General features: G+C 26.8%; 13 protein-coding genes and 1 other annotated feature (1 of these 14 running past the window's edge). Of the genes, 2 read left to right on the top strand and 11 right to left on the bottom strand.

From position 1 onward, the window contains the following. Nucleotides 1-82: 82 nt before the first annotated feature. The 5 genes from BN8917_RS08815 to BN8917_RS08795 all read right to left on the bottom strand — a co-directional run bounded on the left by BN8917_RS08815 (nucleotide 83) and on the right by BN8917_RS08795 (nucleotide 3744). Entirely contained in the window at nucleotides 83-652 is a 570-nt protein-coding gene (locus BN8917_RS08815; protein WP_066873502.1) for a TetR/AcrR family transcriptional regulator, read from the bottom strand. A 222-nt stretch (nucleotides 653-874) separates the two neighbouring features. After that, nucleotides 875-1150, bottom strand: a complete 276-nt coding sequence (locus tag BN8917_RS08810) for a hypothetical protein (protein WP_066873499.1) — start codon at nucleotides 1148-1150, stop codon at nucleotides 875-877. Nucleotides 1151-1267: 117 nt separating this feature from the next. Further along, nucleotides 1268-1528: a hypothetical protein gene (locus BN8917_RS08805; protein ID WP_066873496.1), complete on the bottom strand. Its 261-nt coding sequence runs from the start codon at nucleotides 1526-1528 to the stop codon at nucleotides 1268-1270. A 115-nt stretch (nucleotides 1529-1643) separates the two neighbouring features. Beyond that, nucleotides 1644-2954, bottom strand: a complete 1311-nt coding sequence (locus tag BN8917_RS08800; RefSeq protein WP_066873493.1) for a DUF1266 domain-containing protein — start codon at nucleotides 2952-2954, stop codon at nucleotides 1644-1646. A 79-nt stretch (nucleotides 2955-3033) separates the two neighbouring features. Further along, on the bottom strand, nucleotides 3034-3744 hold the full coding sequence (locus BN8917_RS08795) for a M48 family metallopeptidase (RefSeq protein WP_066873490.1): 711 nt from the start codon (nucleotides 3742-3744) through the stop codon (nucleotides 3034-3036). Nucleotides 3745-3870: 126 nt separating this feature from the next. On the opposite strand from BN8917_RS08795, the gene BN8917_RS08790 reads away from it, so the two are divergent. Beyond that, nucleotides 3871-4734 carry a 50S ribosomal protein L11 methyltransferase gene (locus tag BN8917_RS08790; protein ID WP_066873487.1) on the top strand — a complete coding sequence of 288 codons (864 nt, stop codon included), beginning with the start codon at nucleotides 3871-3873 and terminating at the stop codon, nucleotides 4732-4734. 53 nt (nucleotides 4735-4787) lie between these two features. Here the strand turns inward: BN8917_RS08790 and BN8917_RS08785 are convergent, their stop codons facing one another. Next, on the bottom strand, nucleotides 4788-5444 hold the full coding sequence (locus BN8917_RS08785) for a hypothetical protein (RefSeq protein WP_066873484.1): 657 nt from the start codon (nucleotides 5442-5444) through the stop codon (nucleotides 4788-4790). A 642-nt stretch (nucleotides 5445-6086) separates the two neighbouring features. Between BN8917_RS08785 and BN8917_RS08780 the strand changes: the two genes are divergently transcribed. Continuing rightward, entirely contained in the window at nucleotides 6087-8699 is a 2613-nt protein-coding gene (locus tag BN8917_RS08780) for a cation-translocating P-type ATPase (RefSeq protein WP_066873481.1), read from the top strand. Between the two features lie 42 nt (nucleotides 8700-8741). Here the strand turns inward: BN8917_RS08780 and BN8917_RS08775 are convergent, their stop codons facing one another. From BN8917_RS08775 to trpB, 5 genes are all read right to left on the bottom strand, one after another. Continuing rightward, entirely contained in the window at nucleotides 8742-9530 is a 789-nt protein-coding gene (locus BN8917_RS08775) for a TIGR00266 family protein (RefSeq protein ID WP_066873478.1), read from the bottom strand. A 165-nt stretch (nucleotides 9531-9695) separates the two neighbouring features. After that, the gene (locus tag BN8917_RS08770; RefSeq protein ID WP_066873475.1) at nucleotides 9696-10964 is read right to left on the bottom strand and encodes an ArsB/NhaD family transporter; all 1269 of its coding nucleotides are present in this window, start codon (nucleotides 10962-10964) and stop codon (nucleotides 9696-9698) included. Between the two features lie 248 nt (nucleotides 10965-11212). Beyond that, nucleotides 11213-11920, bottom strand: coding sequence for a pyruvate formate-lyase-activating protein (pflA, locus tag BN8917_RS08765; RefSeq protein WP_066873472.1), 708 nt, complete (start codon nucleotides 11918-11920; stop codon nucleotides 11213-11215). A 77-nt stretch (nucleotides 11921-11997) separates the two neighbouring features. Then, nucleotides 11998-14226: a formate C-acetyltransferase gene (gene pflB, locus BN8917_RS08760; RefSeq protein WP_066873469.1), complete on the bottom strand. Its 2229-nt coding sequence runs from the start codon at nucleotides 14224-14226 to the stop codon at nucleotides 11998-12000. A 569-nt stretch (nucleotides 14227-14795) separates the two neighbouring features. Beyond that, nucleotides 14796-15971 (bottom strand): tryptophan synthase subunit beta, encoded by a 1176-nt coding sequence (gene trpB / locus BN8917_RS08755; RefSeq protein WP_066873466.1) that lies wholly within the window; start codon nucleotides 15969-15971, stop codon nucleotides 14796-14798. Between the two features lie 105 nt (nucleotides 15972-16076). Further along, nucleotides 16077-16296, bottom strand: a binding site (T-box leader) (it continues 51 nt past the right edge of the window).

Genomic DNA, 16296 nt, shown 5'->3' with positions numbered 1-16296 from the left:
CGTCTATTGAGATTACAATTATATTATTAGTCTAAGAAACTTTTTAATACATTGTAATTTTAATCACGGAAAGCATTTTATTCTAATTTTGTAATTCAAAATAATTTTTAATTGTTGAATATAAAAACTCCATATTTTGCTCTTTTTTATTTGAAAAATCTGTGGTTAAAGAAAACTGTCCACTAAACCATATAGATAATATCCGAGTAAGAATATCTTCTGTATTTCTAAATTCTTCTTTTAATTTAAATCTACTAATAGTTATATTTATAATATTACTAAATAACTCTTTAGCAATACTGTCAAAATCTTTATCTCCTTTTTTAGAAAGTATTTTTACATCATTTCCAAGTCCATTTCTTGCTTCAGTATCTTCATAAAAAACTCTAACAAATTCTTTTAATATTTCTTTATCTTTTCCCTCTTTTGCTGAAACTTTCTTTAATTTATTAATAGTATTATTCCAACTTTTTAGAAAGACGTCCATATATAGACTTTTCTTATTAGGATAATAGTTATATAAAGTCCCCACCGCTATTCCACATGCTTTAGCTATTGCTTTCATATCTGTACCATGATAACCTTTTTGTGAAAATATATAAGTAGCTTCTACAAATATTTTATTTTCTATATCTCTGATTATCTTTGGCATAGAGCATCTCCTCCTTAAAAATATTTAATTATCTTAGTCTAAATGAAATTACTTTCATTTAAAAATTGCAATTCATTCCAGTAATCATTAATTCAATTATACCTTATAAAATAGGCTATACATTCAGTTTCTTACTTTATTATCATTTTCTTAATATAAAATTTATTTTTAAAATAAAAACAACTTTCAAATATAAATATCTGAAAGTTGCATATCCTTACTTTATAAAATTCCAAAATATCTTGCTACTACATATAAAGTTATAATAATAGCAGCCATAAAACTTAATTTAGTATTTGATTTATTTTTAGCTACCTTATATTCAAAAACTCCCCTTATTAAAAATGCTAATCCAAGTGCTAACCCTAACCATTGATTAACCTCATACCAATTACTTCCTGTCTGAATATAACTATAAAAATAACATAAAATTAATGGAAATATAAAACATCCCATTATACTTCTTATAAATCTAACTTTCCCTTTAATAAGCCTCATACACTAACTCCTTATCATATGTTATTTATATATATATTAACAGAAAAATACTATATAATCAAAATTTTATATAAAAAAATATCTTAATATTTTTATATTAAGACATTTTTCTTTATCCTAAAGTAAAACTTTAGGAACAAAATATAAAAGAATTCCTATTAAAGGTATAGCTATAATATAAAATATAGCTGGTTTTAATCTCACATAATTAACTAACCATGTTAAACTTAAAGCAATTACAAATCCCCATGATACTAATGCTTCACTTTGAACTACTATACCTAAACAACTTAGTATTACTAGGAATAATATAAATTCTACAAAATAGTTTAAGCCTACAGCACAATTAATTAATAAATCTTTTCCTTTGCTTCTCAAAATCTTATTACCACCTTATCAATCTCTTAGTTCCTTATTATATCAAGATTTTATGTTTTTATTGTTACAAAATATTAATATTAAAAACTTACTAAAGTTATTTTTTAATTTAATATTAAGATTCAAACTTTAATTTAAAAATAAACTCTCTAAAATAAAATTGTAAAATACCTATATCTGTCTTATTCTTAGCGAAATCTTCAAATATCATTTTATCATCATAATATAAATCTTTAGACTTCATTTGTATTTTTTGAATATTCATATCTTCTATTCTAAACTCTATATTATCAATATCTTTCTTAGATTTATTGAATATAATCATTCTTTTATTTGTTATAAAGATACTATTATATTTACTTAGCTTAAACTTTCTATCCTCAAACATTTTTCTAGGATATGCAAATAATAAATATTCTTCATCTTCAAACTCTAAAACTTCATTTTGCTTTAAAACTTCTACAATTTCTTTAACTTTAATTTTTTTAAAACTAAGACTTTCTTCTTCAATAAAAACAGACATCTTTTTATTTATAATATCAATTTCTTCATTTATGTCCATGTTATAAATCAATCTTAGAAGCTCATCTATCTCTTCTCTTGGATTCTCTCTAAACTTAATATATTTACATGGAGTAATATCCATATCTAGAGCTAAATCTATTCTTCTAATTTTTTCATCAAACTCTTCTGATAAATATTCTAAATCTGGATTTTTTACAAAGTCCTCTAAAATAAATCCTAAAATTAAACTTTTATAAAAATCTCTCCAACAAGTAAATTCTTTAACTAAAACTGATCCAAATCCTTCTATATACTCCATTACAAGGTCATAAGTTAAATATGAACATATATACCCCTTTTTAGCTATATCTACAGCTTTGCAAATATCTAGAGCTAATACACCATTTTTATTTAAAAGATATCTATATTTAAAAATTAACTTAAAAGATTTTTTATAATATTCTTTTAAATATTCTATATCTCCATCATTCTCCATTTCAGTATCACTTAATCTATAATAATCTAGAAGCGCTTCTGAAAATGTTTTATAATTTTTATTAGTCTTTTCAAAAAAATTATATACATCTAAGACTCTATATAACTTTTCTGACTCTTGTCCTGACATAGATTTATCTAAGTAATTAACTAAAGTTTGTCTACCTTTTATTCCATACTGTTTTTTCAGATTAGTTTTACATTCATCTATATAATTTGTTTTTTTTCTAAATTTCTTTTCCAAGAAATTTCTATCTACACTATAAAAACAATCTAATATTCTTTCTATTCTTTTTTCTTCATTATCTTTTAACTTAAACTTTGTATCAATAGCTATTTCCGTATCTACAGAATATAAGGCATCTGCTATCATTCCTACTCTAAGCTCATACGGATCTAACATTAAAGATTTTTCATATCCCAACATAAGTCTTACCTCACTTCCACAGATAATTATTATACTACCTAAAAATATTTTTTTCTATAAAATATGACATTTATATAATCTATAATTCTAATTTAAATCCATTTTCTTTAAGCCATTGTCTTCTTTCTTTATAATCTGGTAGAATTTCTCTTACCTTATTCCAAAAATCTTTAGAATGATTCTTAAATATAATATGACTCATTTCATGTACAACAAGATAATCAACAATGTCTCTATTGGCCATCATAATCTTCCAATTAAATAAAAGCTTATCATCATAAGTACAACTCCCCCATCTTCTTTTAGCAGATTTAATTGTTATACTTTTATATTGAACACCTAAAATTTCTTTATAATATTCTACTCTACTACTTATATAAATTTTAGCTTCTTTTTTATATAATAATTCTATTTGTTTTTTAATTAATTCTTTATCATAGTTATCTACACCCACTACTATTTTTCTATTATCAAAATCTAGATATGATTTTAATTTTTTATCACATATAACTTCTAAAATATACTTATCAGCTAAGTAATAAAATATTTCTCCTGATTTAAATTCCCTTGTTATAACTAAATTATTTTTTTCTTTAATATATAAAACTTTTTCTAAAATCCAGTCCTTTTTACCTTCTAATAATTCTAAGATTCTTTCTTTTTTAAATCTTTTACTAGATCTAACTATAAATGTTCCTCTTGAAGTAATTTCTATAGATATATTCTTTTTTTCTAAATATATAATTTCTCCTTCAATTTTATTTCCTTCATAATTTAAAACAATTTTCATCCTTATTCCTTCTTTATTCAACATTTTACATAGTTATTACATTTTATCATAATATGTAAGCCTATATAAAATAATATTGTCTTTATGCTATAATATTTACTTGTAGATTAACTAAGGAGTGGTTTTATGTTCATAATTACATTTAAAGCTAAAGGGAACAATATAGATAAAAAAATAGAAGATTTGCAAATAAACGATATATTTAATGTTTACTATGAATCTGCTCTTAATATTTTAAAAGATAATTGGGGCTATGGATATGAAGAAAAACAAGAAGAAATATTAGATTTAAACATAGTTTATGATGATGATAAAAATCTTTTAGATAATTTTATTCAAAAACTAACTAATATATTAGATGATGATAATTATACAGTAAGAGAAGAAAATTATGATTATACTGAAGTAGAATTCCCAGCAGTCGAAATTGATGATACTTGGGTTCTTGCAAATCCTAATGAAGAATTTGAAGGAAAGAAAAAAATAAACTTTATTTCTCAAGGAGCCTTTGGTACTGGTCTTCATGAGACAACAAAAGATTTACTAAAATTAATATTAAGTAGAGACTTTACTAATAAAAAGGTTATGGATATAGGTACTGGCTCTGGAATTCTTGCCATAGCTACAGCTATAAAAGGTGCTCAGAAGGTAACAGCAATTGATATAAGAGATGTTAGAGATGAAGTTGAACTCAATTCTTCTTTAAATAATTTAGATACAATAGAAGTAAAAGTAGGTAATGCTCTTAATAATGAATTTGAAGTAGACCCTTTATATGATTGGATATACATAAATATAGGTGGAGAAGAAACTCAAATGTTCTTAGATTACATAAATCTTCACTTAAAAAAAGATGGTAAACTTTTAGTATCAGGTCTTGTTGAATGGAGCTTTGACTTTGTTAAATCTGAAGTTGAAAAAGCAGGTTATAAAATGATTGAAAAGCTTCAAACTAATGAATGGTGCACAGCTATATTTGATAGAATTTAATAAAAATTCAGAAAATTAAAAGCTTGGATTTAATTTATCCAAGCCTTTCTTTATTAGTTTATTAATTTTTCACCTAATAGACAATCTTTATTTAATATTGATTCTACCTTATTCATAAGTATCTCATTATTAATATTATTTTTTAAAAACTCTCTTAAAAATTCTCTCTCCATAAAAAATATATTTTTAAGTTCCTTATAGATATGTTCATTTTCATCTTCTAAAAAAATACTATCTATTAAATTTTTTAATCCACAATAATATTTAATTTCACAACTACTATCCGTATCATCCTTAAAATAATTATTAAATTTAATTCTAAGTTCATCAAAATTATTCTCTAAAACATTTAAAGATTGATATTCAAACTCCTCTAAAGAATTATAAAAAAAAGAATATTTTCTTATCAATTCTTTACTTGAAGGTATATTATTACTTACAAAGAAATTTAATATTTCCTTATAATCCTGAGCCTTTATAATAACTTCATCATAACTATTTATACCTATTTTAATATAAATAAAGGATGGTAAAATCACATATTTTACAAATCTTATTAATTGAAGCTTATTTGTAAAGAAAAAATATTTTGATATAATTTCATTACTTATATTATTTTTTATATTAAATTTTAAAATACAATCGTTTTCTCTTATGTTCCCAAGTTTCTTTTTATTAATATAATCATTCCAGTAATGTATTTCCCCCATAATACACTTCCTTTCAAAATATATAGTTAATTATTTCCATAATATCATAGAAAAACTTTAAAATTATGACATAATAATTAATATTTATTTTATGGATATTTATATACATTAAACAGTATATGTTTTCATATTTAATATATATAATAATTTTTTCAAATATTTTTTATTTAACTGTATAAATTTTATTTTTACTGTTAATACTTTAAGTGTAACAAAAAAATCCATAATGTTCCAAAATCCAGTACTGTAATAAAAAAAATACACACACTACATTTTTAATCCCCTTTTCAGGTTACGGTACTTCTTAATATATTATTATTAAGACACACACTATTAAAATAGCAAGAATAAAAATTTATTCTTGCTATATTTTTATATAAATTTATAATTTATTAATATTATTTACAGTAATTTTATTGAAATTAAAGCAATTTTAGTTTACTATTAATTTAAACATATAAATCCTTTAATTAAGAGGGAGTAGTCGTAAATATAACATCAACATACTCGGCTAAAAGCCTGGTGTTATATACCATGTATAGGTGACAAGACTTTTAATATACATTTAGAAATTTCTAATATTCTAAATATATATTAAAGGTCTTGTTTTTTTATTATAAATTTATGAAAGGGGTTTTTCATATGAAAAATACTTATAATGAATCAAAAGACAATATAATCAATATCTTAAAAAGTTCTAATAAAACTGGACTCTCAAATTCTGAAGTACTTAAAAGGAGGAAAGAATTTGGATTAAATGAACTTGTAGAAGTAAACAAGAAAAGTTTATTCTATGTATTTTTAGAACAATTTAAAGATTTACTAGTTATTATTTTAATAATTGCAGCTATAATATCATTTTTTACAGGTAATCATGAAAGTACTTTTGTAATATTCTTTGTTATTATACTAAATGCAATACTTGGAACTATTCAACATTCAAAAGCTGATCAATCTCTTAATAGTCTTAAAGCACTCTCCTCTCCTAAAACAAAAGTTTTAAGAGATAGTGAAAAGATAGAAATTGATTCTAATCAAATAGTTCCTGGAGATATTATATTTTTAGAAGCTGGTGATTTTATCCCTGCTGATAGTAGACTTATTGAGAATTTCAGTCTTCAAGTTAATGAAAGTTCCCTTACTGGTGAATCAGAAAGTATAATAAAAAATACTGAAATAATTGAAGGAAATAATATACCAATAGGTGATAGAAAAAATATGGTTTTCTCTGGTAGTCTAGTTACTTATGGTAGAGCTACAGCCATAGTTACTGATACTGGAATGAATACTGAACTTGGAAAAGTTGCAAAACTTCTTAAGGATACAAAGGCCAAAAAGACTCCTCTTCAAGTTAATCTTGATAACTTTAGTAAAAAACTTTCAATTATTATTTTAATAGTTTGTGTACTTGTTTTCTCTTTAAGTGTTTATAGAAATGAACCTATAGTTGACTCATTTATGTTTGCTATTGCTTTAGCTGTTGCTGCTATTCCAGAAGCTCTTAGCTCAATAGTAACTATTGTTCTTTCATTTGGAACACAAAAAATGGCTAAAGAAAATGCTATTATTAGAAAGTTACAAGCTGTTGAAGCCCTTGGAAGTGTTTCTATTATATGTTCTGATAAGACAGGAACTCTTACTCAAAATAAGATGACAACAAAAAAGATATTTGTTGATAATAAAATTTTAAATTCAGAAGACCTTAATCTTAATAAAGAGTTAGAAAATAAGCTTTTAAATATGGCTATTCTTTGTAATGATGCTACTAGCTCAACTGGTTCAGAAATTGGAGACCCTACTGAAGTTGCTTTAGTTAACTTAGGTATAAAACATGGATTTAATGAAATTGATCTAAGAAAAAATAATCCTAGAATATCAGAGATTCCATTTGATTCAGATAGAAAACTTATGAGTACAGTTTATAAAATAAATAATGAAAATACTATAATAACTAAAGGAGCTGTAGATGTTCTTTTAAAAAGAGCAACTCATATAGAGACAAGTAATGGTATAGAAGTTTTCACTGAAGAATTAAAAAATAAAATTGAAAAAGTGAATAAAGACTTCTCCTCTAATGGGCTTCGTGTTCTTAGCTTTGCATACAAAAATATAAATAAAACAACTATTGATTTAAATGATGAAGATAATTTAATCTTTGTTGGCCTTATATCAATGATGGATCCACCTAGAGAAGAATCAGCTATGGCAGTTAAAGAATGTATAGAAGCTGGTATAAAACCTATAATGATTACAGGAGATCATAAAATTACTGCTGCTGCAATAGCTAAAGAAATTGGAATACTTAAAAATATAGATGAAGCTATTGAGGGATCTTATATAGATAATCTAAGTGATGAAGAACTTAAAAAGCTTGTTCCTAATATATCTGTTTATGCTAGAGTTTCTCCAGAGCATAAAATAAGAATAGTTAAAGCTTGGCAAGATCTTGGAAACATAGTAGCTATGACAGGAGATGGAGTTAATGATGCCCCTGCTTTAAAGCAAGCTGATATAGGTGTCGCTATGGGTATAACTGGTTCTGAAGTAGCTAAAGATGCAGCTGCTATGGTTTTAACTGATGATAATTTTAGTACAATTGTAAAAGCTATAGATAATGGAAGAAATATTTATGCTAATATAAAAAAATCTCTTAAATTCTTATTATCTGGTAATACTGCAGCTATTTTATGTGTACTTTATGCTTCTATTTTTGCACTACCAATACCATTTGCAGCAGTTCATCTACTATTTATAAATCTATTAACAGATAGTTTACCAGCTATTGCACTTGGATTTGAGGCTAATGACGAAAATATTATGAAAGAAAAGCCTAGGGATATGCATGAATCTATCCTAACTAAGAAATTTTCATTTGATATTTTAATAGAAGGATCTATAATTGCTTTAGCTACAATGATTGCATTCCATATTGGACTTAATACTGGAAATACTGTAATTGCTAGTACAATGGCCTTTGCTTGTCTTTGTCTTTCAAGATTAGTTCATGGATTTACAAGTAAATCTGAAAATCATGTATTAAATTATAAAACTCTTATTTCTAACAGATTCCTTTGGCTTGCATTTGGTATAGGATTTATACTTCTAAACCTAGTTCTTCTTGTAAGACCTATATTTAATATATTTGAAGTTACTTTTATTGGATATAATAATTTATTTATTATATATGGACTAGCTATAGCACAATTTTCAGTAATTCAACTTTATAAAGTAGTAAGAAATATAATAATGAAATAAATAAAAAAGCCTCAAAATTACTTTGAGGCTTTTTTTATTATATTAATCTTGGAATAAGTCTCCTAATCTTCCTAGAATACTACCTTCACCAACGCTTTCTCCACCTGCTTGTGGTGCTGCTGAAAATACTCTAGCTGCAAGTCTACTAAATGGTAAACTTTGTACCCAAACGTCTCCAGGACCTGTAAGAGTTGCAAAGAAGATTCCTTCACCACCAAATAAAGAATTCTTTATTCCACCAACAAATTGTATATCATAATTTATATCTTTTGTCATAGCAACAAGACATCCTGTATCAATCTTAAGTGTTTGACCTGGCATAAGTGTTCTTCTAACTATTGTTCCACCTGCATGAATAAAGGCCATTCCATCTCCTTCTAACTTTTGAAGTATAAATCCTTCTCCACCAAAGAATCCTGCCCCAAGTTTTCTTCTAAAATCTATACCTACACTTACGCCTTTTGCTGCACATAAAAATGCATCCTTTTGACAAATTATTTTTCCACCAAAATATCTTAAATCTATAGGAATTATTTTACCTGGATATGGTGATGCAAAAGATACAGTTTCTTTATATGAACCATAATTAGTAAAGGCTGTCATAAATAATCCTTCACCTGTTATTACTCTCTTTGCTGCTCCACCAAGCTTTCCAAAGAAACCACCTGATTTTTGACTTCCATCTCCAAATATAGTTTGCATTTGTATTTCATTATCCATCATCATCATAGAACCTGATTCTGCAATAACAGTTTCCCCTGGATCTAATTCTATTTCAACAAATTGCATATCATCCCCATAAAGCTTATAGTCTATTTCATCATTATACATAACACCCATCTCCTTTTTAACACATTAAATTCATTAATAGTATAGTAATATTATTAATAATAATACTACTATATTTACTAAAAGTATATATTTCCACCCTATATTTTTTATGAACTTTTATAAAAAAGACTAGAACCTATATTATAAGTTCTAGTCTTTATATAATTAAGCATATAAAATTAAAAGATATATTGTAGATATAATTATTGAAAGTATCATAAGAGGAAATCCTATCTTAAAATAATCTACAAAAGTAATCTTATATCCATTTTTATTTGATATTCCTGAAAGAACTACATTTGCAGAAGCACCTATAAGTGTTCCATTTCCTCCAAGACATGCTCCAAGTGATATAGCCCACCAAAGTGGTAATACATCTACTCCTTGATGTTTCATAACAAGAACTAAAGGAATTAATGTAGCAACAAAAGGTATATTATCTAAAAATGCTGAAACTAATGCAGATCCCCAAAGCATTATTAATATAAGTACTATAGGATCACTCTTACCATATTTTATAATTAGCTCTGCTAGCATATTGATTACTCCTGTTTCAACTAAACCACCAACCATTATAAATAGCCCTATAAAGAATAAAATTGAACCCCATTCTACATCATTAATTATCTCTGATATACTTGATTTAGAAATTAAAAGTAAAACACAAGCACCTATCATTGCTACAGCACCAGCATTTAATCCTAAAAAGTCACTAAATATAAATCCTAATAAAACAAAAACTATTACTATGAGTCCTTTTATAAGAAGAGCTTTATCTTTTATTTCATCTTTAGGATTAAGAGCTAATATAACTTGCCTATCTTCTTCACTTACCTTCATTTTCTTTCTATTTAAGACATAAATAATTAGAATAGAAATAATTAGTATAACAGAAGTTATAGGGAATAATCTTACTATAAAGTCTGTAAAATTAAGTCCTGCAGCACTACCTATCATAATATTAGGTGGATCACCTATTAAAGTACTTGTTCCTCCAATATTAGATGCAAAAATTTCAGTAATTACAAATGGTATAGGATTTATTTTTAGCATTTTTGTAATTAGAAATGTAACAGGTCCCATAAGTAAAACAGTAGTTACATTATCTAAAACAGCTGAAAATATTGCTGTTAAAATCCCAAGTGCCAAAAGAATATTAAAACTTTTACCTTTACATATCTTTGCTGTAAACATAGCTATGTACTCAAAAAATCCTGTTTGTTTAAATACTGCTACAGTAAGCATCATACCTATAAGTACGGCAATAGTATCAAAATCTACATATCCCATTACTTTTGATAAAGGTATAATTTTAAATGCAACCATAGCTACTGCACCTGTTAAGGCTAATACAGTAATATCAAACATTTCAATAATAATTCCAGCTAAAATAACTAAAAATATTATTATAGCTATAATTTGTTTAGTATCCATAGTTTTTTAAAGTCATATTTTATGACATTTCCTCCTTTGTTATTAACTTATATATTATTATTTTTATATAAATATCTTTATTTAAAATATATAAAATTAACTAACCTAGCTTTATAGAAAATAATAACACTTTTTCTTATAGATTTCAAAAACATTAAATTCACTATTTTTAGTTTACACTTTTTAAATATATTTAATTAATATATTTAAAAATTAAAAAGGATATTCTAAACAGAATATCCCTTTTTTTATTTAAAAATTTCTTTTTTCATTTCATTAAGTAAATCTTTATCCATAGGTTTAACACCTTCTAATTTATACTTAATTCCCATAGTCTCATATTTATTAACCCCTAATACATGATATGGTAAAAGTTCTACTTTTTCAACATTTTTCAAAGTATCAACAAATTCCTTAACTTTTTGTATATTTTCTCTTGAATCTGTTATACCTGGTACAACTACATGCCTTATCCACATCTTAACACCAGATTCTTGACACTCATTTAAAAATTCAAGAGACTTATCTATCTTTTTCCCAACTAGCTTTTCATATTCATCTTTATTTAAATGCTTAATATCAAACATAACAAGATCAGTATATTTAAGAATTTCCTTATAATTTCCAAATCCAACTCCTGCAGTATCTAAAGTTGTATGTATTCCTTCTTCCTTACATAATTTTAATGTTTCTAATAAAAACTCAGGTTGAAGAAGAGGTTCTCCTCCTGAAAATGTTACTCCACCACCAGATGAATTAAAATATGGTTTATATCTTTTTATTTTATCTACAAGTTCTCTCGGAGTATATTCTTGTCCACCTTCTGTAGTCCATGTATCTGGATTATGACAATATGCACATCTTATAGCACACCCTTGCATAAAAGCAACAAATCTAATTCCTGGCCCATCTACAAGTCCCATTGTTTCTATTGAGTGTATTTTTCCTTTTACCATAATAAAAACTCTCCTATCTATATTAAAAAGGAAGGGTATATATACACCCCTCCTTTTTTACTTTAATTAATTTAAACTTATATAGCTTCGTGGAATGTTCTACTTAAAACTTCTTGTTGTTGTTCTCTTGTAAGTCTTGTAAAGTTAACAGCATATCCTGAAACTCTTATTGTTAATGTTGGATACTTTTCTGGATTTTCCATAGCATCAAGTAATGTAGCTCTATTAAATACATTAACATTTAAGTGGTGAGCTCCTTGTGTAAAGTATCCATCTAATAATCCTACTAAGTTTAGTACTCTTGAATCCATATCTTTTCCTAAAGCATCTGGAACTATTGAGAATGTGTTTGATACTCCATCTTCACATACTTCTTGATATGGTATCTTAGCTACTGAGTTTAAGCTTGCTAAAGCTCCATTAGCATCTCTTCCATGCATTGGGTTAGCTCCTGGTGCAAATGCTTCTCCAGCTTTTCTTCCATCTGGTGTTGAACCAGTCTTCTTACCATAAACAACGTTTGATGTTATTGTTAAGATTGAAAGTGTGTGTTTAGCATTTCTGTATAATGGATGCTTCTTAAGATCAGCACTAAATGTTTTAACAAGTTCTACTGCTAAATCATCAACTCTATCATCATCATTTCCATACTTAGGGAAATCTCCTTCGATTTCAAAATCAACAGCTATTCCATTTTCATTTCTTATTGGTTTAACCTTAGCATACTTTATAGCACTTAATGAATCAGCTGCAACTGAAAGTCCAGCTATTCCAAATGCCATTAATCTTTCAACTTCTGTATCATGTAATGCCATTTGTCCAGCTTCATATGCATATTTATCATGCATGTAGTGAATTACATTCATTGTATCTACATATAATTTTGCTACTGAATCTAAAACATTCTTATATGCCTTTTTAACCTTTTCGAAGTCTAATACTTCATCAGTCATTGGCTCTAATCCTTCTATAACAGTCTTACCTGTTTTTTCATCTACTCCACCATTAATTGTGTAAAGTAATGCCTTAGCAAGGTTTGCTCTTGCTCCAAAGAATTGCATTTGCTTACCAATTCTCATAGCTGATACACAACAAGCTATTGAATAGTCATCTCCATATAAAGGTCTCATAACTTCATCATTTTCATATTGAATTGAATCAGTTTTTATTGATATTTCAGCACAGAATTTCTTAAATCCTTCTGGTAATCTATCTGACCATAAAACTGTTAAGTTTGGTTCTGGAGCTGGTCCAAGATTTATTAAAGTATGAAGATATCTAAATGAGTTCTTAGTAACAAGTGATTTACCATTTACCCCCATACCAGCAATTCCTTCTGTTACCCATGTTGGATCTCCTGCAAATAAATCATTATATTCAGGTGTTCTAAGATGTCTTACAAGTCTTAACTTGATTATTAATTGATCTATAAGTTCTTGAGCTTCTGCTTCTGTTAATGTTCCGTTCTTTAAATCTCTTTCTATAAAGATATCTAAGAATGTTGAAGTTCTACCTATTGACATAGCTGCTCCATTATTTTCTTTGATAGCTGCTAAGTATCCAAAGTAAAGAGCTTGTACAGCTTCTCTTGCTGTTGTAGCTGGTTGTGAGATATCAACACCATATTTAGCTGCCATAGCTTTAATTTCACCTAAAGCTCTAATTTGCATGTTAACTTCTTCTCTTTTTCTGATTAATTCATCTAACATATCGCCTTTAAGAGCATCTAAATCTTTCTTCTTTTCTTCTACTAAGAAATCTATTCCGTAAAGAGCAACTCTTCTATAGTCACCAATTATTCTTCCTCTACCATAAGCATCTGGAAGTCCTGTTAAAAGACCTGCTGATCTTGCAGCTCTTGTTTCCTTTGTATAAGCGTCAAATACACCTTGGTTATGAGTTTTTCTATATTCATTGAAATGTTCTTTTATTTCTTCTTTTAATTCAAATCCATATTCTTTTAATGAGTTTTCTACCATTCTCATTCCACCATAAGGGTTAACTATTCTCTTAAGTGGAGCATCTGTTTGAAGTCCAACTACAACTTCATTATCTTTATCGATATATCCAGCTTCATAATTATTTATTCCTGATACTCTATCAGTAGCAACATCAATTATTCCTTTTTGGATTTCTTCAATAATTAAAGCTTTAGCTTTTGCCCATACTGCATCTGTCTTTTCTGTAGTACCTACTAAAAACTCTTTGTCACCTTTATATTCTGTATAGTTTTTTTGTATAAAGTTTCTTACATCTATACTTTCTGTCCATATACCTTGATTGAATCCTTCCCATTGTTTAAACATAACTAAAAAGACCTCCTTAATGTTTTATTATATTGTTAAAAATATAACTACTATATAATCTGGTTATATTCATCTTTACACTAATATTTACATTTATACTATATGTATAGTTTGTAATCTTAAGTGTGAAAATGATAACTTCTCTTTAGCCTTTGTTTCTTAAATCAGATGATATTTTATATAATCTGTTTTCTTCTCTTAGTTAGTTAAATTTCAATAAAATTCAAACTTTATTTACTATAAATGTCAAATTTTACTTTCAAAGCAATTATAACATATCTTTCTTTAATTTAACAAGACAAAATGATATGTAACTATTTACATTAACATTTTTTTCACTAAGTTGCATAGAAAGTAATTTTTATTAGCTTTGATTACATTATATCATAACTTTTTCTTAAACTAAATTAACTGAATATTTTATATTTAAAAACTTTTTGTTTCTAATATGAAATAAAAAAAGAAAAAGATTGCTTTATAAGTAATCTTTTTCTTTTATGAGGAAAACTATTTTATTCATCTCAAAACATTCTTTTAAATATACAGTACCTCTTCTAACAACTTAATTTTTAATGATTATTAAGCTCAAAATTTCTTATCTGTTCAATATCCTTATCTCCTCTTCCAGAAATATTTATAATTACTACCTCCTCTTTCTTAGTATCTGGAATATACTTTATTCCTTGTGCAATAGCATGTGAGCTTTCTATTGCTGGTATTATCCCTTCAAGGCTTGTTAATAACTTAAAAGCATCTATTGCCTCTTTATCTGTTATTGGATAATATTTTGCTCTACCCGTTTTACAAAGATATGAATGTTCTGGTCCAACCCCTGGGTAATCAAGTCCTGCTGATATTGAATAAGCTTCCTTAATCTCATTCTTTTCATTAACAAGACAAAGTGTATTCATTCCATGAACTATAGTTTCAACTCCTTTTGTCATTGTTGCTGCATGTTTTTCTGTCTCTATTCCTTCTCCAGCTGCTTCTACTCCTATAAGTTCAACATTTTTATTTTCTATAAATGCTGCAAAAGCTCCTATTGCATTACTGCCTCCTCCAACACAAGCTATTATCGCTTTAGGTAATTTACCTTCCATCTTTAATATTTGTTCTTTTGCTTCCTCACTTATTATTTTTTGAAATTCCTTTACCATTGTAGGATAAGGATGTGGACCTACTGCTGATCCTAATACATAAAATGAATTATCAACTTCTTGTACATAAGCTTTTAATGCAGCATCTACTGCTTCCTTTAATGTTTTACTTCCATCTATGACAGGAATAACCTTTGCACCTAAAAGCTCCATTTTAAAAACATTAAGTTCTTGTCTTTTTACATCAACCGCTCCCATATAAACTTCACATTCCATTCCCATAAGTGCTGCAACTGTTGCTGTTGCTACACCATGTTGGCCTGCTCCTGTTTCTGCTATTACTTTCTTTTTTCCTAATCTTTTTGCTATAAGCATTTGTCCTATAACATTATTTATTTTATGAGCACCAGTATGATTTAAATCTTCTCTTTTTAAATAAACCTTAGCTCCTCCTAAATACTCAGTTAATCTTTTCGCATAATATAGAGGTGATGGTCTCCCAACATAATTATTTAAATAATACATATATTCACTTTTAAATTCTTCATCATCTTTGTATTTGTAAAATCCCTCTTCTACTTCCTTTAATGCATTCTTAATTTCATCTGATACATATTGTCCACCAAAATTCCCGTAATATCCTTCCATAATTTTAAATCCTCCATTTTAAATTTAGTTAAAATCTTTTGAAGAATAAGTCCATTGGTAGCAAATTTAAAAGATTATTGATATAAAAAAAACACCATCTCCCTTACTTGGGACGATAGTGTCGTGGTGCCACCCAAATTCAACCTCTATAGATATGTAAAATAACTATAGCTGTTCTTCTTCACTCAAATACAGAGCTAATTACTCGATATTCTACCCCTATAACCTGAGGACAGGGCTTAGGCTACTACATTAAAGTTTCACCTTCGCATCTCATGAACCCATTTCACTATAAGAGTTACACTGTGCATCCCACCAAACCACA

Source organism: Clostridium mediterraneense (genome assembly GCF_900091705.1).
Classification (GTDB): domain Bacteria; phylum Bacillota; class Clostridia; order Clostridiales; family Clostridiaceae; genus Sarcina; species Sarcina mediterraneense.
Note: the sequence above shows the minus strand (reverse complement) of the source record. Positions and strands in the feature narration are given on the sequence as shown.